Source organism: Actinoplanes cyaneus (assembly GCF_016862095.1).
In the GTDB taxonomy this organism is placed as follows: domain Bacteria; phylum Actinomycetota; class Actinomycetes; order Mycobacteriales; family Micromonosporaceae; genus Actinoplanes; species Actinoplanes cyaneus.
In genome coordinates, this window is record NZ_BOMH01000044.1 from 15,177 (window position 1) to 35,222 (window position 20,046).

Genomic DNA, 20,046 nt, shown 5'->3' on the forward strand with positions numbered 1-20,046 from the left:
CGGCGCCGCGACCGTGAGTGCCGCCTGCCCCGGACGTCCGCGAGCACGGCATCGGGCCACGGCAGCGACGCGGGTCGCGCTTGTCCGGCTGGTTCTCATGGGTGTTATTCGGGACGAATAACACCCATGAGAACCAGCCGGGAGGGGGCGCGCCGTCGCTGCCGTGCCCACCGGATCGGTCGCGGGCTCCGGCGGGCGGGGCCTTTCGGCGGGCTCGGGTCGTCGACGGGTCTGCTGCCCTGACCGGGACCAGCCACGGACGTCGCCCTGGAGGGCTGAGCGTTCTGGGCGCCCCGCGCCCTGCTCGGCCCGGAAGGGTCCCCGCGGGAGCGACGATCTGGACCACAGCTGAGGCAGGCAATGAAGATCTTGATGTTGATCTTCTGGCTTGGATCTCGAGGTTGGGATTCAGGCTTCGACGCGGTCGCGGCGGAAGGGGCGTTCGAGCTCGGCCGGGTGATCGGGAATGCGGGGCAGGACGGCGAAGGTTGCTTCGAGAAACAGGTTCTAGAGTGGGAAAAATGGCCTACCTCGATCATGCGGCTACCACGCCGATGCTCCCCGAAGCGCTGGACGCCTACGCGGCCGCCGCGCGGGAGATCGGCAATCCGTCGTCCCTGCACGCGGCCGGGCGCGGCGCTCGAAGGCTGGTCGAGGAGTCGCGGGAGCGGATCGCCGCGGTGATCGGCGCGCGACCGTCCGAGGTGATCTTCACGGGCGGCGGGACCGAGGCCGACAATCTGGCCACCAAGGGGATCTTCTGGGCGCGACGTGACGAGGATCCCACGCGGCTGCGGGTCGTGGCGTCGTCGGTCGAGCACCACGCGGTGCTGGACGCGGTCGACTGGCTGGGCCGGCACGAGGGCGCGGAGGTGACCCACCTGCCGGTGGACGACGCCGGGCGGGTCGACCCGGAGGAGTTCGCCGGCCTGGTGCGCGCGCACGGGGAACAGATCGCGGTGGTCAGCGTGCAGTGGGCGAACAACGAGGTCGGCACGGTGCAGCCGATCCCGGAGCTGGCCGCGCTGGCGAGCGCGGCGGGCATCCCGTTCCACACCGACGCGGTGCAGGCGGTCGGGCAGGTGCCGGTGGACTTCGCGGAGAGCGGCGTGGCGGCCCTCACCCTGACCGGGCACAAGCTGGGCGGGCCGGTCGGCGTCGGCGCGCTGGTGCTGGGGCGTGACGTGAGCTGCACGCCGCTGCTGCACGGTGGCGGCCAGGAGCGCGACGTGCGGTCCGGGACGCTGGACACCCCCGGGGTGGTGGCGTTCGCGGTGGCGGTCGAGACGTCGGTGCGCGCGCGGCTGGAGTATGCGGACCGCGTCACCGCCCTGCGTGACGAGCTGGTCCGGCGGGTGCTCGCCACGGTCCCGGACGCGATCTACAACGGTGACCCGGAGCGACGGCTGCCCGGCAACGCGCACTTCTCCTTCCCCGGCTGCGAGGGAGACGCGTTGCTGCTGCTCCTGGACGCGCAGGGGATCTACTGCTCGACCGGGTCGGCCTGCTCGGCCGGGGTCGCGCAGCCCAGCCACGTGCTGCTGGCGATGGGCGCCGACGATGCGCGGGCGCGGTCGTCGCTGCGGTTCTCGCTGGGGCACGACAGCACCGAGGCGGACCTGGACGCGCTGCTGGCGGCGCTGCCCGGAGCGGTGGAGCGGGCCCGCCGCGCCGGGGCGTGGAAGACGCCCCGATAAGCCCGGCGACCGCTCGCCGGAGACCCGGATAGGCTTTGGGGCATGCGAGTTCTTGCGGCAATGTCCGGCGGTGTCGACTCCGCGGTCGCCGCGGCCCGCGCCAAGGAGGCCGGCCACGACGTGACCGGGGTGCACCTGGCGCTGGCGCGCAATCCACAGACGTACCGGACCGGCGCGCGCGGCTGCTGCACGCTGGAGGACTCGCGGGACGCCCGGCGCGCCGCCGACGTGATCGGCATCCCGTTCTACGTGTGGGACATGGCCGATGAGTTCCACGCGAGCGTCGTCGACGACTTCGTCGAGGAGTATGCGGCCGGCCGCACGCCGAACCCGTGCCTGCGCTGCAACGAGAAGATCAAGTTCGAGGCGGTGCTCGACCGGGCGGTGGCCCTCGGCTTCGACGCGGTCGTCACCGGGCACCACGCGCGGCTCGGGGCCGACGGCCTGCTGCGGCGCAGCGTCGACCTGGCGAAGGACCAGTCCTACGTGCTGGCCGTGCTGACCCGCGAGCAGCTCGACCGGGCGATGTTCCCGCTGGGCGACTGGACGAAGGACCGGGTGCGGGCGGAGGCCGCCGCGCGGGGGCTGGCGGTCGCGGACAAGCCCGACTCGCACGACATCTGCTTCATCGCGGACGGTGACACCCGCGGGTTCCTGGAGGGGCGGCTCGGGTCCGCGCCCGGTGACATCGTCGACGGGCGCAGCGGGGAGAAGCTGGGCACCCACAACGGCGCCTACGGGTACACGATCGGCCAGCGCAAGGGGCTCAACCTGCGGGTTCCCGCCGCCGACGGCCGCCCGAGGTACGTGCTGTCGATCACCCCGGTGACCAACACGGTGACCGTGGGGCCGCGGGAGGATCTCGAGGTCGACACCGTGACGGCGACCCGGCCGATCTGGCACGAGGCGTCCGGCGACGTCCGGTGCGAGGTCCAGCTGCGGGCGCACGGTGACGTGGTCCCGGCGTCGGTGACCGTCTCCGAGGGCAATCTGACCGCGCGGCTGGAGACTCCCGCGCGCGGCATCGCCGCCGGTCAGGCCATCGTCGCCTACCGGCCCGACCCCGGGGGCGACATCGTGCTCGGCTCGGCGACGATCACCGCAGGCACCCGGGAGTCGGCCCATGCCTGACTTCCCCTGGCCGGCCGGGTCGGCCACCGGGATCGGCTCGCTGCCCGGCACCGACGCCGCCGAGGCGCAACGCATCGTCCTCGGCGAGCTGCCGGATCTGCCGCACCTTCCCGAGCTGCCCGAGCGGGGCCCGGGAGCAGACCTCATCGGCCGTGGCGCCGGGTTCCTGGTCGACCTGCCGGTGCAGCTCTACGCCGGGCGCTGGCAGATCACCGGCCACCCCGGGAAAGACCTGCGGCGCACCGCCGACCTGCTGGAACGGGACCTGGATCAGCTCACCGAGCAGGCCGACGGGTTCACCGGGACCGTGAAGATCCAGGCGGCCGGGCCGTGGACCCTGGCGGCCTCGCTCGACCTGCCGATCGGCGGGCGGATGCTGCGTGACCCCGGGGCGGTCCGCGACCTGACCGACTCGCTCGCCGAGGGGCTCCGGCGACACGTCGCCGACGTGCGCAAACGGGTGCCCGGCGCGACAGTGCTGCTGCAGCTGGACGAGCCGTCGCTGCCGGCCGTGCTGGCCGGGCACGTGCCGACCGAGAGCGGGCTCAGCGCTTACCGGGCCGTGGACGGGCCGGATGCCGCGACCCGGCTGCGGACCGTGGTCGAGGCCCTCGACGCGCCCGTCGTCGTGCACTGCTGCGCGCCGGACCTGCCCTGGCAGGTGATCCGGGACTCCCGGGTCGCCGCGGCCGCCTTCGACCTGTCGCTGCTCAAGGATCTCGATCCGGTCGGCGAGGCGATCGAGGCCGGGCTCGGGCTGTTCGTGGGCGCGGCTCCGACGCGGCCGGTGGCCGGGGCGAAACCGGAGTCGAAGCTGATCGCCGAGCGGGTGCGCAAACTGTGGAGCCGGCTCGGTTTCCCGGCCGCGGGGCTGCCGCGGCAGGTGGTCGTCACGCCCGCCTGCGGGCTGGCCGGGGCCTCCGCGCCGTATGTGCGGGCGCTGCTCGAGGCGTGTCGCGAGGCCGGTCGGCGGATCTCCGAGGTGTGAGCCCGGAAATTGTCGGTGGTGGCGACTACCGTGCCTCGTAGATCGCCGAGACACGGAGGTAGTGGTGACGTCACCGAGTTCCGAGGCCAGCGCCCGTCACGCTGAGCTCGCCGAGGAGATCCGCGGCCATCAATACCACTATTACGTGCTCGACGCGCCGACCATCTCCGACGGCGAGTTCGACCTGCTGCTGCGCGAGCTGGAGGCGCTGGAGACCGAGTTCCCCGAGCTGCGGACGCCCGATTCGCCGACGCAGAACGTGGGCGGCACGTTCTCGACGGACTTCACCACGGTGCCGCACCTCGAGCGGATGATGTCGCTGGACAACGTCTTCAGCCTCGACGAGCTCGACGCCTGGGCCGAGAAGACGGTCCGTGACGCCGGCGGCCCGGTCCAGTTCCTGTGCGAGCTGAAGGTCGACGGTCTGGCCATCAACCTGCTCTACGAGAAGGGCAAGCTGGTCCGCGGCCTGACCCGGGGCGACGGGCGCAGCGGTGAGGACGTGACGCCCAACGTGCGCACGATCCGCGAGATCCCGGAACGGCTGACCGGCGACGACGTGCCCGCCCTGATCGAGGTGCGCGGCGAGATCTACTTCCCGGGCGACGCGTTCGCCGATCTGAACGCGTCGCTGGTGGAGCAGGGCAAGGCCCCGTTCGCCAATCCGCGCAACGCCGCGGCCGGCAGCCTCCGGCAGAAGGATCCGCGGGTCACGGCGTCGCGCGGCCTGCGGATGGTGGTGCACGGCATCGGCGCCCGCGAGGGGTTCAGCCCCGCGTCGCAGTCGCATGCGTATGACGCTCTGAAGGCGTGGGGGCTGCCCACCAGCACGCGGTGGAAGCTGGTCGACGACATGGCCGCTGTCCGTGAGTTCATCGAGTTCTACGGCGAGCACCGGCACGACGTCGAGCACGAGATCGACGGTGTCGTGGTCAAGGTGGACTCGGTCGGCATCCAGGGGCGGCTCGGTTCGACGAGCCGGGCGCCGCGCTGGGCGATCGCCTTCAAGTACCCGCCGGAGGAGGTGACCACCAAGCTCCTCGACATCGCGGTGAACGTGGGCCGGACAGGGCGCGTCACGCCGTACGCGATCGTGGAGAAGGTGAAGGTCGCCGGCTCCGAGGTGTCCCAGGCGACTCTGCACAACGCGCAGGAGGTGGCCCGCAAGGGCGTGCTGATCGGCGACACCGTGGTGCTGCGCAAGGCCGGTGACGTGATCCCGGAGATCCTCGGCCCGGTGATCGATCTGCGCCCGGCCGACGCGCGGGCGTTCGTGATGCCGGTCGAGTGCCCGTCGTGCGGGACGCCGCTGGCGCCGGCCAAGGAGGGCGACGTCGACATCCGCTGCCCCAACAGTGAGGCCTGCCCGGCCCAGCTGCTGCAGCGGCTCGCGACGCTGGCCAGCCGGGACGTGCTCGACATCGAGGTGCTGGGGGAGAAATCGGCCAAGGCGCTGCTCGACTCCGGGGTGCTGCACAACGAGGGTGACCTGTTCACGCTGACCGAGGAGGACCTGCTGCGGGTCCCGTTCTTCGTCAACAAGAGCGGGAAGCTCAGCACCAACGCCGGGAAGATGCTGGCCTCGCTGGAGGAGACGAAGTCACGACCGTTCGCGCGGGTGCTGGTGGCACTCTCGATCCGGCACGTGGGGCCGACGGCGGCCGAGGCGCTGGCCCGGGAGTACGGGTCGATGGAGGCGCTGGAGGCCGAGCTTACGCGCACGGCCGCTGATCCGGAGGCGGTGGCGGCCAGTGCGGAGGCCGCCGCGCTGGCGGAAGCGGCCGGGGGAGCCCCGGAGCAGCTTCCGGAGGGCTCGGAGGTCCCGGCGGGTTCGGAGGCTTCTGATGGCGGGGCCGCTGCCGACCCCGATGCTGTGGCTGACTCCGGTGGCCCGGATGGCGCGATCGACGCGGATGCTGCCGTCGACTCGGGCGCCGCGGCCGTGGCCGTCGAGACGGCCAGGCGGAAGGCGAAGGCGGTCGATCCGATCGCGGCCGTCGACGGGGTGGGGCCGATCATCGCGGACAGCCTTCGCGAGTGGTTCACCGTGCCGTGGCACCGGGAGATCGTGCGCAAGTGGCAGGCGGCCGGCGTCCGGATGGCCGACGAGCAGGTGGTGACCGGGCCGCGGCCGCTGGACGGGCTGACCGTGGTGGTGACCGGGACCCTCTCCGGATTCACGAGGGACCAGGCGGCCGAGGCGATCACGTCGCGGGGCGGCAAGGTGAGCGGTTCGGTGTCGAAGAAGACCGGCTTCGTGGTGGTCGGGGAGAATCCCGGCAGCAAGTACGACAAGGCGCTCGGCCTGAAGGTGCCGGTGCTGGACGAGGCGGGTTTCGGTGTGCTGCTCGCCGACGGCCCCGACGCCGCCCGCGCGATCGCCGAGATCACGCCGGCAGGCTGACGGAGACCCGCGCGGGATGCGGGTCGGCGCGTGGCGCGGGCTGCGGGTCGGCGTGCTGCGCGTGGCGTGCGATGCGGTGGGCGTGCTGCGCGTGGCGTGCGGTGCGGTGGGCGTGCTGCGCGTGGCGTGCGGGACGCGAGGTTGCGCTTCGGCAGGGGCCTCGGCGCGCGTTGCGGGTTCGGCTGGTTCTCATGGGCGTTATTCGGGACGAATAACGCCCATGAGAACCAGCCGGGAGGGCGAGTCGCGCCGCTGGCTCGACCCGTCGGCGAGCTCGCGGGACGGTCACGGCGGGAGCCGTCCGTGGCCGGTCGGCGGCCATGATGTCGCCGTGACGCGGAGCTTCCCGGCGGGGTTCCGTCCCGCGAGGCGGCCGCGATGTCGCCGTGACGTGAGGTTTCCGGGCGGGGTTCCGCCCCGCGCGGTGGTTGGGGTTCGGGGTGAGCGTGCCCCGCCACGGAGGCCGCCCTGGAGGGCTTTGCGTTCTGGCCGGCCACGGCCTTGCACAGCCCGCAAGGGTCCCCGCGGGAGCTGCGCAGAATGACCACAGCGGAGATCGGACATGAAGATTTTGATCGTCGTGGGGTAAGGCTTACGGGTGAAATGCGGCTTTGGCGGCGTGTGCAAACTGAATAACAGCTAAGTGCATAAGCGGCAAATGCCACATGTGGATCTATCGTGTAAGTGATCGAGGTCCCGTCGTGGAGGTCGCATGGATGCCGTTCGTCCCCGTTCGGCTGCCTCCGGCCCGCGGCTGCGTCGCGCCCTCGTCGTCACCACGGGTCTGACCGCCGCTACCGACCTGGCGCTCTGGGCGACCGCCGCGGGCACGTTCCGGGCGCTGCCCGCCGCCTACTGGATCATGGCGGCGCTGGCGGTGGTGGCCGACGCGCGACCGCATCCGCTGCCCGGGCGGCGGGTGAGCCGGGTCGTCCTGCCGTCCAGCTGCTTCACCTTCGCCATCGCGCTGGCCTGGGGGTTCGTGCCGGCGCTCGCGGTGCAACTCGTCGCCGTGACGGTCGCCGGGATCCGGATGCGCCACGCCGTGCCGCGGACGATCCACCTCGCGCTCCAGCACGCCGCCGGGCTCGCCGCGGCCTCCACCGTGGCCGGGCTCGTGTCGTGGCGGATCGGGCCGCGGCCGGACCTCGGCGACGCCGCGCTGACCTGCGCCGCGGCGGCCGCGTGGATCGCCGCGCGGTATGCGGTGGCGGCCGTGGTGCGGCGGTGCACCGCGGAACGGCGTACCCGCCATCGCCGCCGCGCCCCCGCGGACCTGCTGGCCACCGCCGCGCTCCTGCTGCTCGCCCCGATGCTGCTGCTCGCCGCGCAGGTCGGCCCCGCACTGCTGCCGCTGACGCTGCTCGCGCTGCACGCCGTGCACCGGATGGTCCGCTGGGCCGGGGAGTCCGAGCGCGCCGCCCGCGTCGACCCGCTGACCGGCTTGCCGAACCGGCGCGCGCTGCAGTCCACGATGTCCGAACGCGGCCCGGACCGGCAGCGCGCGCTGATCCTGCTCGACCTGGACCGGTTCCGGATCGTCAACGACGCGCTCGGGCACGGCGCGGGGGATCGGCTGCTGGCACGGGTCGCCGACCGGCTCACCGCCGCCGTTCCCCGACACGACCTGGTGGTACGTCTCGGCGGCGATGAGTTCGCGGTCCTCGCGACCCGGGTCGAGGGCGCCGCGTCGGCCCGCCGGATCGCCGAGCACCTGACCGAGGCGCTGAGCCGGCCGTTCCCGATGGACGGCACCCCGGTCGAGCTGACCGCGTCGATCGGGATCGCGCTGCAGTCCGGCCGGCGCGACGGCGCGACGCTGCTGCGCGAGGCGGAGACCGCGATGTACGAGGCGAAGCAGCACGGTGACCAGGTCGCGGTGCACGGCCCGGACGCGCCGCACGCCTCGCCGGACCGGCTGGCCCTGCTCGCGGACCTGCGTGCCGCGCTGCGCCGGGACCCGCCCGGCGACGGGATAGTGCTCTTCTACCAGCCGCAGATCGCGATCGCGACCGGCGAGGTGGTCGGCGTCGAGGCGCTGCTGCGCTGGCGGCACCCGGAGCGCGGCCTGGTCGGCCCGGAGGAACTGCTCCGGGTGGCCGAGCCGACGCCGGTGATGCGGCTGCTCACCGCGTACGTGCTGGAGGAGGTCGTCGCGCAGCTCGCCCGGTGGCGCTTCGCCGGGATGCCGCTGCGCGCCGCGGTCAACGTCAGCGCCCGTGACCTGCACGCCGGGGACATCGCCGACCGGGTCGGTGTGCTGCTGTGCGACCACGAGGTCCCGGCCGACCTGCTGCAACTGGAGATCACCGAGAGCGCGCTGATGACCGACCCGCACCGGGTGCTGGACACCATCACCCGGCTCGACCGGATGGGCGTGGCGATCTCCCTGGACGACTTCGGCACCGGGTTCTCCTCGCTGCAGCACCTGCGCCGGCTCCCGCTGACCGAGGTGAAGATCGACCGCTCGTTCGTGCTGGGGATGGCGAACGACAGCGGGGACGCGGCGATCGTGCGCTCGGTGATCGGGCTGGCCGACTCGCTCGGGCTGCGCGCGGTCGCCGAGGGCGTCGAGGACGAGGTGACCTGGCGGCTGCTCGCGGCGGCCGGCTGCCATGCCGCGCAGGGCTGGTTCCACGCCCGGCCGATGCCCGCGGCCGAGCTGGCGGAGTGGCTTTCGCGCTACCGGCCGATCCGGCCCGGGGTTCGTCGCGGGCCGTGGATCCCGGCGAAATAGACTCCTCGAAAAGGCATGCATTACGTCAAGTGATTGAGGGGGCAGGATGGCCGCCATCTCCCGCGAAGAGGTAGCGCACCTGGCGCGCCTGTCGCGGCTCGCCGTGACCGAAGAGGAACTGGATCGATTCGCGGGTCAGCTCGACGTGATCCTGCAGTCGGTCGCCCGGGTCGGTGAGGTGGCCGCGGAGGACATCCCGCCGACCTCGCACTCGGTCCCGCTGACCAACGTGTACCGCGAGGACGTTCCCACGCCGAGCCTGACGCAGGACGCCGCCCTCTCCGGCGCGCCCGACGCGTACGAGGGCCGGTTCCGGGTGCCGCGCATCCTGGACGAGGAGGAATGACCGTGAGCGACCTGACCCGTCTCAGCGCGGCTGCTCTCAGTGAGCTGATCACCACCAAGGAGGTCTCCGCCGTCGAGGTGGCGACCGCCCACCTGGACCGGATCTCCGCGGTGGACGAGCGCGTCCACGCGTTCCTGCACGTCGACCGCGAGGGTGCGCTCGACGCCGCCCGCCGGGTGGACGCGGGCGAGATCACCGGCCCGCTCGCCGGGGTGCCGATCGCCGTCAAGGACGTGGTGACCACCAAGGGGGTGCCGACCACGGCCGCCTCCAAGATCCTCGAGGGCTGGAAGCCGCCGTACGACGCGACGATCGTCGAGCGTCTCAAGGCCGCGGGCATGCCGATCCTGGGCAAGACCAACATGGACGAGTTCGCGATGGGCTCGTCGACGGAGTATTCGGCGTACGGGCCGACGAACAACCCGTGGGACCTCGGCCGGATCCCGGGCGGCTCCGGCGGCGGCTCGGCGGCGGCGCTCGCGGCGTACGAGGCGCCGCTCGCGATCGGCACCGACACCGGCGGCTCGATCCGGCAGCCGGGCGCCGTCACCGGCACGGTCGGGGCGAAGCCGACCTACGGCGGGACGTCCCGCTACGGCCTGATCGCGTTCTCGTCCTCGCTCGACACGCCCGGCCCCTGCGCCCGGACGGTCGAGGACACGGCGCTGCTGCACGCGGTCATCGCCGGCCACGACCCGCGCGACTCGACCTCGATCGCGCAGCCGGTGCCGGACGTGGTCGCCGCCGCCCGCCTGGGCCTGCAGGGCGACCTGACCGGGGTCAAGCTCGGCCTGGTCAAGGAGTTCGCCGGCGACGGCTCCGAGCCGGGCGTGCAGGCCGCGTTCCGGGAGTCGCTGGACGCGCTGGTCAAGCTCGGCGCCGAGATCGTCGAGGTCTCCTGCCCGCACTTCCAGTACGCGCTGCCGGCCTACTACCTGATCGCCCCGAGCGAGTGCTCGTCGAACCTGGCCCGCTTCGACGGCGTGCGCTACGGACTGCGCTCCGGCGACGACGGCTCGCGCTCGCTCGAGGAGGTCATGTCACTGACCCGCGACGAAGGCTTCGGCCCCGAGGTCAAACGACGGATCATCCTCGGTACGTACGCGTTGTCGAGCGGTTACTACGACGCGTACTACGGCCAGGCGCAGAAGGTCCGGACCCTGATCACGCGCGACTTCCAGGCCGCGTTCGAGAAGGTGGACGTGCTCGTCTCGCCGACCACGCCGTTCGTGGCGTTCCCGTTCGGGTCGCGCACGTCGGATCCGTACCAGATGTACCTGGCGGACCTCTTCACGATCCCGACGAACCTGTACGGCGGACCGGCCATCTCGGTGCCGTGCGGTCTCTCCGAGGGGCTGCCGGTCGGCTTCCAGATCATGGCCCCGACCATGGCCGACGACCGGATGTACCGGGTCGCCGGCGCGCTGGAGTCCGCCGTGGGCACCTTCACCCCGCCGGCCCTCTGACAACTGAACGCTGATCCTCTCCGGCCGCCGTCGGTTGACTCGCCGGCGGCCGGAGGGGAATGCGGGCCGGGCTACGGCCGTACCGCAAACGGCTTTGATCTGGGTTCACTCCGGGGTGGTCGGGGAGTCGAGCCAGGCGTTGATCAGCTTGCTGTGGTCCTCGCCGGTGTGGGCGGTGACGAAGGCGATGAAAGCCGCCCGGTCCTGATTGGTGTACCGGTGGCCGGCGACCCAGGCGCGCATCAGGGACCAGAAACGGTCATCGCCGAGAGCGTCGTTCAGCTCCTTGAGCATGGCCGCGCCGCACTGGTAGACGTTGCTCCCGGCGAAGTCGGCCGGTGACGGCTTGCCGGGCGGCCCCAGCTCCCGGCGCAGGCGGGCGTCATAGGAGCGGAGCACCTGCTCCAGCGTGGCGTCGTCGTAGCCGCGCTTCTTCTGCTGGTACTTGTACTCCAGGTACTGCGCGAACCCCTCGTTGAGCCACAGATCGGCCCAGGTCGTCGGGGTGACTGCGTCGCCGAACCACTGGTGGGCGTACTCGTGCAGCAGCGTGTCCTCGTACCGCTTCTGTTCCAGGACGGACCAGGACAACGGCCGGCCCATGCTCACCAGCTGCTGCGTCTCCATGGCCGAGACCGAGCCGTTGACCACGGCGCCGGCGGTCTCGAACGGGTACGGCCCGAGCAGCGATTCCAGCCAGGTCAGCAGCTCCGGGGACTTGCGCAGCACCGGCAGCAGCTTGTCGTCGGCGCCCGGCACGACCCAGTAGGTGAGCGGCAGCCCGTGCGGCCCGGTGTCCCGCACCGGTGTGTAGTGGTCGATCGCGAGCGTGACCAGGTAGGCCGGCATCGGCGCGGCGGAGTCGTTGGTGACCGCCGTCCAGCCCGGTGGCACGGTGACCGTGATGTCGTAGAGCGCCTTGTCCGAGATCAGCTCGTTCGCCGGGTACCACGTCATCGCGCCCCACGGCTCCTGCATCGTCCACGCGCCACCGTTCGCGGCCGGGCGCAGGCCGACGCCCTCCTTCGCGTCACCGCGTCGCGAGGGACGAGAGATCTGCTCCGGTACGCCGTGATAGCCGACCGCGAGCGTGACCGGCTGATCGGGGACGAGCGTGGCGGGCACGGTGAGCTTCCCGTTCCGCACGGTTCCGGTGGCCGGCCTGCCGTCGACGGTCACGGTGTCGACGGTCAGGCCGGTGAAGTCCAGGCTGATCTCGGTGGCCGGGACGACCGGGCGGATGCGGGCCACGGCCGTACCGGAAAGCAGCTTCTGATCGGGTTTCCAGTCGAGCCGCAGGGTGTGGTGGAGGACGTCGAGGCCCGGATTGCCGTGCTCGGGATAGAGCATGTCGGCGACCGGGCCGGACCGGCCGGGGTCCGGCGCCGCGGGAGAGGGGGCCGGTGGAGGTGGCGCCGGCTGCGAGGTGCAGCCGGCGCACAGCAACAGGACGACCAGTGCGGGCCATCGACGCATATGCGCACGCTAGCCCGCGTGGACAAGCCCTACTTCGGGGTGGTCGGGGAGTCGAGCCAGGTGTTGATCAGCTTGCTGTAGTCCTTGCCGGTGTTCTGCTTCACGAACGCGATGAACGCCGCCCGGTCCTGGCTGGTGTTCTTGTGCTCGGCGACCCACGCCTTCAGCAGCGCGAAGAACTTGGTGTCGCCGAGCGCGTCGTTCAGTTCCTTGAGCATTGTCGCGCCGCAGATGTAGACGTTGCTCTCGGCGAACTCGGCGGCATCCGGCTTGCCGGGCGGGCCGACCTTCTTACGCAGCTCGGCGTCGCGCTTGCGGAGGAACGTCTCCAGCGCGGCGTCGCTGAACTTGTGGACCTTCTGCTCGTAGAGGAACTGCAGGTACTGCGCGAAGCCCTCGTTGAGCCACAGGTCGGTCCAGGTGCTCGGGGTGACCGTGTCGCCGAACCACTGGTGGGCGTACTCGTGGACCAGGGTCTCCTCGAAGTAGTCCTGGGCCTCCTTGTCCCACTTCCCGGTCGGGCGGCCCATGCTGATCATCTGCTGGGTCTCCATGGCCGAGATCGAGCCGTTGACCAGGGCGCCGCCGGTCTCGAACGGGTAGGGCCCGAGCCGCTCCTCCAGCCAGCTCAGCAGCTGCGGTGACTTCTTCAGCACGGGCAGGAGCTTGTCGTCGGTCTTCGGCACGACGAAGTAGGTGAGCTTCACCCCGTGCGGTCCGGCCTGCTCGACCTTCTTGTACTTGTCCACGGCGAGCGTCGTCAGATAAGCCGCCGTGGGTACGGCCGAGGTGTACCGGTAGGTGTTGCCCTCCACCGGGCCCGGGGTGCCGTTGGCCGCGGCCATCCAGCCCTCCGGCACGGTGACCGCGATGTCGTACAGGGCCTTGTCGGAGACCAGCTCGTTGGCCGGGTACCAGGTCATCGCGCCCCACGGCTCCTGCATGGTCCACGCGCCGCCGTTCTTGGCCGGGCGCAGGCCGTTGCCCTCCTTGGCGTCGCCGCGGTGCGACGGGAACGCGACCTGCTTAGGCGTGCCGTGGTAGTCGACCACCAGCGTGACCGGCCGGTCGGCGACCAGCTCGGCGGGCACGGTGAGCTTCTCCTTGGCCAGGGTGCCGGTGGTCGCCTTGTCGTCGACGGTCACCTTGTCGACGGACAGGGTCGCGAAGTCCAGCTTGATCTCGGAGGCCGCGGCGGTCGGGCGGATGCGCAGCGTGGCCGTGCCGGTGAGGATCTTCTTGGCGGGATCCCAGTCGAGCTTCAAGTCGTACTGCAGGACGTCGAGCCCGGCATTGCCGTGCTCGGGGTAGAGCTTGTCGGCCACCAGCGTGGACTTGCCGGCCTGCCAGGCCGTGTAGTCGACGGCGGGGGCGGCCGGGGCGGCGCTCGACGGTGCCGCCGTAGGTGTTACCGAGGGACTGTCTGTGCAGCTCGCACACAGGACCGTCGCGGCCAGGGCCACGCCGGTGAGAGATCGACGCATGGGCGGGAGGTTATCGTGAGGATCGTTTTCTGTGGGGGTCAGTTTCCCGTCGCCGGGAAACCCGGCGACGTGGCGTCATACCGGACGACTAGGCTGGACGTCTGTCCGTTACCCGATGCCGCAGTGAGCCGGAGCCGAAGCACATGACGACCATCGCGCTGCCGTCCTACGACGACGCCCTCAGCCGTTACGAGCCGGTCATCGGCCTGGAGACGCACGTCGAGCTGGGCACGCAGACCAAGATGTTCTGCGGCTGCAAGACCGAGTTCGGCGCCGAGCCGAACACCCAGGTCTGCCCGGTCTGTCTCGCCCTGCCCGGCGCCCTGCCGGTGATGAACCGGGCCGCCATCGAGGCGACGATCCGGATCGGTCTGGCGCTGAACTGTGACATCGCCGCCTGGTGCCGGATGGCCCGGAAGAACTACTTCTACCCGGACATGCCGAAGAACTTCCAGACCTCGCAGTACGACGAGCCGCTCTGCGTGGACGGGTATGTCGACGTCACGGTCGACGGCAAGGAGTACCGGGTCGAGATCGAGCGCGTGCACATCGAGGAGGACACCGGCAAGACCCTGCACGTCGGCGGGGCCACCGGTCGCATCCACGGCGCCACCGAGTCGCTCGTCGACTACAACCGGGCCGGCATCCCGCTCGTCGAGATCGTCACCAAGCCGGTTCCCGGTCTCGGCGGGCAGGCTCCCGAGATCGCCAAGGCCTACGTCGCCGAGCTGCGCGACATCATCCGCTCGCTGGGCGTCTCCGACGTGCGGATGGAGCAGGGCTCGATGCGCTGCGACGTCAACACCTCGCTGAACAAGCCGGGCGAGGAGTGGGGCACGCGCACCGAGACGAAGAACGTGAACTCGCTGCGCTCGGTCGAGCGCGCGGTCCGTTCCGAGATCATCCGGCAGGCCGGCCTGCTCGACGAGGGCGTCCGGATCTTCCAGGAGACCCGCCACTTCCAGGAGACGACCGGCGACACCCGGCCGGGCCGCTCCAAGGAGACCGCGACCGACTACCGCTACTTCCCCGAGCCCGACCTGGTCCCGATCGCTCCGGACCCGGCCTGGGTCGAGGAGCTGCGCGCCTCCCAGCCGGAGAAGCCCAGCGTCAAGCGGGCCCGCCTGCGCGAGGACTGGGGCATCTCCGAGGTCGAGATGCAGTCGGCGGTCAACGCCGGCGCGATCGAGCTGATCGAGGAGACCATCGCCGCGGGCGCCCCCGCGGCCGGTGCCCGCAAGTGGTGGCTGGGCGAGCTGGCCCGCCGCTCCAACGAGTTGGGCGTCGAGCTCTCCGAGGTCGGCGCGACCCCGGCCCAGGTCGCCGAGCTGCAGAAACTGGTCGACGACGGCAAGCTCAACGACAAGCTGGCCCGCCAGGTCCTCGAGGGCGTGGTGTCCGGCGAGGGCTCGCCGTCGGAGGTGATGGCCGCCCGCGGCCTCGGGGTGGTGTCGGACACCGGCGCACTGCAGACCGCTGTCGACGAGGCCATCGCCGCGAACCCGGACATCGCCGCGAAGATCCGGGACGGCAAGGTGGCGGCGGCGGGCGCGCTGGTCGGCGCGGTCATGAAGACCACGCGAGGCCAGGCGGACGCCAAGACCGTCCGCGACCTGATCCTGTCCCGGCTCGGCGCTTCCTGACTTCCGCGGTACGTCGTCCCGCCCGGCCCGCCGCACGGCGAGCCGGGCGGCGTCGTTCCGGGCGGCGGTGAGGATCGATTAGAGTCGGGCGGCGCCTGCCCGATCGCATCGATCACGGGGAATTCGAGATGACCGACGCCACGCCGCCCAGCAGCGGCGAACCCGACCCCACACCGGCCGCGGCCTGGCCGTTGCCCTCCGGGGCGCCGGCGCTGCTCCCGGCACCCGCGGTCGGCGAGGCGGCGACGCTGCCGGTGCCTTACGGTGCGCCGTCCCCGGCCGGTGGCCCGGACCAGACGCACTGGGAGGCCGAGGGGGAGCCGCCACTGGTCGCAGCGGCCCACGTGGCCGTCCACGAGCTGCGGTTCGCCGACGCGATCCGGCTGCTGGAGGAGTTCCTCGGGGAGCACCCGGACGACTCCCGGGCCTGGCACCGGCTGGCCGGCGCGCAGGTCGGGCTCCGGCAGTACCACCTGGGGCTGACCTATGCCGAGCGGGCCGTCGCGCTGAAGCCGGAGTCCTCGGCGGCGCACTACATCCACGGCCTCGCCCTGTTCTACCTGGGGCGGACGGCCGAGGCCCAGCGGTCCGCGGCCCGGTCGATCGAGCTGGATCCCGGTATCGCCGACGGGCATGCGCTGCTCGCCCAGTCGCTGGCTAGCCTGGGCCGGACCGAGCCGGCCCTGGCCGCGGCCCGGGCCGCGCTGGTCCTAGCTCCGGGTCACGCGGGCGCTCTGGACGTCATCTCCCGGAGCTCGTCGTCGGCGGCTCGATGGATGCCGCTCGTCACCGCGGGCACGCTTCCGGCCGGGCTGCTGCTGGGCGTTCTGGCGCTGACGCTGACGGGTGCGCCCGGCGCCAGGACCTACGGCGGGTTCGCCGTGGTTGCGCTGCTCCCGGCGTTCGCGGCGATCATCCGGTACGCCGTCGGCGGCCGCCTCCGGACACCGGCCCAGCCGCTGCCGCGGCCGGCTTTCGTGGTGACGCCGATCCTGTCCACGGCCTACGTGGCGATCGCCGTCGTGCTCGCCGGAACCCGGCCGGCCGGCGTGCTCTTCACCCTGCTGGTGGCCGCACTCCTCAGCACCTTCGCCGCCGCGGCCGTCTACCGGGCGACGTTCCCCGCCGGCCGCCCAGCCGCCGCGGATGCGCCCTCGTTCGCGCCACCGGTCACCCCACCCGCCGGCTCATCCCCGACGGACTCCTGACGGGCGCTGCTGGGCGTCAGCGACTCGGCTGGACGGCCGGGCTGCCTGACAGGACCGGCGCGGGTGTCGGGGCCACCGGCGGGTTCTTGTCGTCGAGGCCGACCACGTTGCGCTGCATCTCGACGTTGGACTGGCCGGTGCCGCCGAGCTCGATGTCGTCGTACGCCTTCAGGTCGTGGTTCTCGTCGAAGTAGAGCACCGACAACGACAGCGGCGTCGGCTCCTCGTTCTCCAGCCCGCGCAGGCCGGCGCCGCCGGTCGAGCCCTCGATCATCAGGCGGGTCGGCATCGGCGCCTGCGCCGCGGCGGACGCGGACGGTGCCGGTGAGGGCGACGCCGAGGCGGACGGGTCGGGAGCCGGCGGCACGGGGGCCGGCAGCATCTGCACCGAGCGCTGGTGCCGGTGCCCGGACAGCACCAGCGGCACCACCCCGGAGAGCGGCTGCGCCATCGCCGGGTCGTGGACCAGCGCGATGTCCACCTTCTGACCGGAGTTGCGGATCGTCGTGGCCAGGCGTTCCCCGGAGGCGGTGAGGATCTCGTCGCCGGAGGTGTCCCCGGCCTTGTTCGTCTCGCTCTTGTCCGGGGTGAACTGCGGGTCGCCGATGCCGGCGATGGTCAGGCCGTTCTGCAGGATGATCTTGTCGTCGAGGACGATCGCGTTGCGCTGCTTGGAGACCGCGGTCTGGATCGCCACCGAGTCGTGGTTGCCACGAACGTAGATGTAGGGCACGTCCAGCGACGGGATCGACGACACGTACGACGTCTCCGCGCTGCTGCCCCAGTCGACCATGTCCCCGGTGTCGATCACCGCGTCGATGTCGAACGTCTGCACGACGGTCCGGATCAGGCCCCACGACGACGGGTTCAGATGCAGGTCGGAGACGTGCAACAGGCGCGTGGTGTTGCCGGCCGGCTCGTAGACCGGCAGCGCCGACACGGTGGTGTAGATCCGGCTGACGTTGCTGACGATCTGCTGGAGCTGCTCGGAGTACCGCCCGTAGTTGTCCGCGATCCGCCGCGCGTCACCGACCACGGCCGGGGCGTTGACCAGCAGACCCTCGTAGCGCGGCTCGCTGATCGCGGTCGGCCGGACGGTGGCGGCGGCCAGCCCGATACTGCCCGCCGCGGCGATCAGCGCGGTCAGCCCGGCCGCCGCGGTGCGCCGCACGTTGCGGAAGATCAGCGCGGCTGCCAGGACCGCGCTGAGGACCGCCAGCCCGACAGTGCGCAGGGCCAGCCGGCTCACCCCGGTGACGACCTCGTCGACCGCCCGGTCGCCGGCCGAGCTGATCGCGGCCGGGTTGTCGATCAGCTCCTCAGTCCGGTTCTGGTCGAGCGAGCCGAGCGCCACCTTCAGGTGCAGCGTGCCGCGGTGACTGTCCAGGTGCAGTGAGCCGAGCGGCGGGATGTCCACCTCGGTGCCGCCGACCACGGTGGGGCGCAGCGACATCTCCGCCTTGAACGGGCCCACGTTGATCTCGGTGTGCGCGAACAGCATCACGCCGATCACCGCGGCCGTGATGCTGACCAGGCCGACAGCCGCGGCGACGCGGGTGTTGCGGAACCAGCGGTGCTTCCACACCCGTACGGAGAAGTCGGCAGTTGATCTCACACGCCGGCGCCAGGCTGCCATGGGCTCACTCATCGGGGCCAAACCTGCCCGGCCGGGCTCGCCGTGAAACAGTCATGGGCGTCTCATCAACTGCGGCCCGCGCCGCCGTCGGAGAAGACGAGCCGGATCAGGCGGTCGTCCTCCGGGTCCGGCTCGCCGGCGTCCTCCTGGTTCGACGTGCTGACCCAGAGTGAACCGTCCGGCGCGGCGACCAGGGCACGCAACCGACCGAACTTGTCGGTGAGCAACTCCTGCGGGGTGCCCAGCACGGTGCCGTTGCCGGTCACGTTGAGCAGGTAGAGCCGCTTGCCGAGCAGGCAGGCGGTGGCGACCGTCGTCTCGAACGAGGCGACCCCGCCACACGACGACTCGGCGGCCGGCCAGGCCACGAGCGGGTCGGCGAGCCCGGCGTCGCCCGCCTTGCCGTCGGCCTTGGGCCAGCCGTAATCCTTGCCCTTGAGCACCACGTTCAGCTCGGAGAACTTGGGCTGAGAATTCTCCGTGGCGAACATGCGCTTCGTCTTGTCCCAGGTCAGCCCCTGTACGTTGCGATGACCGGAGGACCAGACCAGCGAGGTCTTCACCGGGTTGCCCGGGGCCGGCTTGCCGTCCGTGGTCATCCGGAGGATCTTGCCGCCCAGACTTTTCGGATCCTGCGCCTGCGTGCCGGTGGCGGTGCCGTCACCGGTGCCGGCGTAAAGGAAGCCATCCGGGCCGAAGGCGAGCGCGCCGCCGTTCTCCTGGGCGGAACGCGGGATGCCGGTGAGGATCGGCTCCAGGGTCTCGCCGAGGACCAGCTTGCCGATCCGGTTGTCGGAGGCGGTCGAGTAGTAGACGAAGACCGTCTTGTCCGACGCATACTTCGGGGAGACCGCGATGCCGAGCAGGCCGCCGTCACCGGAGGGGCGCACCTCGGCGAGGCGGGCCGCCTCGGCGACCTTCAACCCGTCCGCGTCGGATTCCGGCCCGACCTTCAGGATCCGCGCGGTGTCGCGCTCGGTGACCAGGGCCGACCCGTCCGGCAGGAAGGCGATGCCCCACGGCACCTCGAGGCCCTTGGCCAGCACGGTGACCGCGATCTCCTGCTCGTCGCCGGCCCCGGCGCTCGCGGTGGCGGCGATCGACGGGCCGGGCAGGTTGGGCGCGCTGCCGGCCTGATCAGGCCCCGGCGGCCCGAAGCTGCAGCCCGCGGTCAGCCCCAGCACGACGGTGAGAGTCGCGACCGCGGCACGGCTCCGGCGGTAACGCACGGCTGAACCACCCCCTAGCTTCGTCGCCGATCAGGGTAACCACGGCGTCTGACAGTCCCCTTGGAAGACAGCCCCTTGGAAGACAGCCTTTTGGAAGCGGTCACTGCTCCACGGCGGCGTCGGCCGGGTAGTTGTCCACCGCGGCCAGCACCAGCGGCAGGTTGTCCCGGGTGACGCCGGTCAGCCGGATCACGTTCCCGTTGTCCAGCAGCGCGGAGACCCGGCCCCGCTCGTCGGGCGCCAGCTCGGTGATCCGGCTCCACGGCACTTGGGTGCCGCCGATCAGGGCACGCACCCGCACCTCGTCGGAGAACACGTCGGTGCCGGCCCGCCAGGACCAGATGAACGCGACGAGCGGGATCAACAGCACCGGCAGCCATGCCCGGGAGACACCGGCCAGCGGCATCGCGCCGACGAACGCGATCCCGGAGGCCACCAGGGCGGTGCCGGACTTGCGTACGCGGAGAAGGGGGCGGCGTCTGCTCACGTCCCCATCTTCCCACCCGGTTGTCCACAGCCCCGGTTGACCCTCGAGGCGTCCATGGTCGACGATCCGTCGCAGGGGCCGCCCGTAACCGGAACCGGGGATTCCTCGTTGTCC

Annotated in this window: 14 protein-coding genes; 9 read left to right on the forward strand and 5 right to left on the reverse strand. The window is 71.7% G+C overall.

The window, feature by feature from the left end:
• Nucleotides 1–521: 521 nt before the first annotated feature.
• From Acy02nite_RS29620 to gatA, 7 genes are all read left to right on the forward strand, one after another.
• Nucleotides 522–1,697, forward strand: coding sequence for a cysteine desulfurase family protein (locus Acy02nite_RS29620; protein ID WP_203746769.1), 1,176 nt, complete (start codon nt 522–524; stop codon nt 1,695–1,697).
• Nucleotides 1,698–1,739: 42 nt separating this feature from the next.
• Entirely contained in the window at nt 1,740–2,828 is a 1,089-nt protein-coding gene (mnmA, locus tag Acy02nite_RS29625) for a tRNA 2-thiouridine(34) synthase MnmA (RefSeq protein ID WP_203746771.1), read from the forward strand.
• Nucleotides 2,821–3,816 (forward strand): methionine synthase, encoded by a 996-nt coding sequence (locus tag Acy02nite_RS29630; RefSeq protein ID WP_203746773.1) that lies wholly within the window; start codon nt 2,821–2,823, stop codon nt 3,814–3,816. Before mnmA ends, Acy02nite_RS29630 begins: the two co-directional genes overlap by 8 nt.
• Complete coding sequence (gene ligA / locus Acy02nite_RS29635) at nt 3,758–6,220, forward strand: NAD-dependent DNA ligase LigA (protein ID WP_203746775.1); 2,463 nt, start codon at nt 3,758–3,760, stop codon at nt 6,218–6,220. The genes Acy02nite_RS29630 and ligA overlap by 59 nt, the downstream gene beginning before the upstream one ends.
• A 712-nt stretch (nt 6,221–6,932) precedes the next feature.
• Entirely contained in the window at nt 6,933–8,957 is a 2,025-nt protein-coding gene (locus tag Acy02nite_RS29640) for a putative bifunctional diguanylate cyclase/phosphodiesterase (RefSeq protein WP_203746777.1), read from the forward strand.
• A 46-nt stretch (nt 8,958–9,003) separates the two neighbouring features.
• Entirely contained in the window at nt 9,004–9,303 is a 300-nt protein-coding gene (gatC, locus tag Acy02nite_RS29645; RefSeq protein WP_203746779.1) for an Asp-tRNA(Asn)/Glu-tRNA(Gln) amidotransferase subunit GatC, read from the forward strand.
• A gap of 2 nt (nt 9,304–9,305) precedes the next feature.
• A complete protein-coding gene (gene gatA / locus Acy02nite_RS29650; RefSeq protein ID WP_203746781.1) occupies nt 9,306–10,769 on the forward strand; it encodes an Asp-tRNA(Asn)/Glu-tRNA(Gln) amidotransferase subunit GatA in 1,464 nt (487 codons plus the stop codon).
• A gap of 105 nt (nt 10,770–10,874) precedes the next feature.
• Here gatA and Acy02nite_RS29655 read toward each other — a convergent pair whose 3' ends face one another.
• Nucleotides 10,875–12,245, reverse strand: coding sequence for a M1 family metallopeptidase (locus tag Acy02nite_RS29655; protein WP_203746782.1), 1,371 nt, complete (start codon nt 12,243–12,245; stop codon nt 10,875–10,877).
• Nucleotides 12,246–12,274: 29 nt separating this feature from the next.
• Nucleotides 12,275–13,729, reverse strand: coding sequence for a M1 family metallopeptidase (locus Acy02nite_RS29660; RefSeq protein WP_203746784.1), 1,455 nt, complete (start codon nt 13,727–13,729; stop codon nt 12,275–12,277).
• A 143-nt stretch (nt 13,730–13,872) separates the two neighbouring features.
• Between Acy02nite_RS29660 and gatB the strand changes: the two genes are divergently transcribed.
• Together gatB and Acy02nite_RS29670 are read left to right on the forward strand one after the other, a co-directional pair.
• Nucleotides 13,873–15,372, forward strand: coding sequence for an Asp-tRNA(Asn)/Glu-tRNA(Gln) amidotransferase subunit GatB (gene gatB, locus Acy02nite_RS29665; RefSeq protein WP_203746787.1), 1,500 nt, complete (start codon nt 13,873–13,875; stop codon nt 15,370–15,372).
• A gap of 128 nt (nt 15,373–15,500) precedes the next feature.
• Complete coding sequence (locus Acy02nite_RS29670; RefSeq protein WP_203746789.1) at nt 15,501–16,580, forward strand: tetratricopeptide repeat protein; 1,080 nt, start codon at nt 15,501–15,503, stop codon at nt 16,578–16,580.
• 16 nt (nt 16,581–16,596) lie between these two features.
• Here Acy02nite_RS29670 and Acy02nite_RS29675 read toward each other — a convergent pair whose 3' ends face one another.
• The 3 genes from Acy02nite_RS29675 to Acy02nite_RS29685 all read right to left on the reverse strand — a co-directional run bounded on the left by Acy02nite_RS29675 (nt 16,597) and on the right by Acy02nite_RS29685 (nt 19,932).
• The gene (locus Acy02nite_RS29675; RefSeq protein ID WP_203746791.1) at nt 16,597–18,228 is read right to left on the reverse strand and encodes a metallophosphoesterase family protein; all 1,632 of its coding nucleotides are present in this window, start codon (nt 18,226–18,228) and stop codon (nt 16,597–16,599) included.
• Nucleotides 18,229–18,281: 53 nt separating this feature from the next.
• On the reverse strand, nt 18,282–19,445 hold the full coding sequence (locus Acy02nite_RS29680) for a PQQ-dependent sugar dehydrogenase (protein ID WP_203746799.1): 1,164 nt from the start codon (nt 19,443–19,445) through the stop codon (nt 18,282–18,284).
• A 100-nt stretch (nt 19,446–19,545) separates the two neighbouring features.
• On the reverse strand, nt 19,546–19,932 hold the full coding sequence (locus tag Acy02nite_RS29685) for a PH domain-containing protein (RefSeq protein ID WP_203746801.1): 387 nt from the start codon (nt 19,930–19,932) through the stop codon (nt 19,546–19,548).
• Nucleotides 19,933–20,046: the final 114 nt, after the last annotated feature.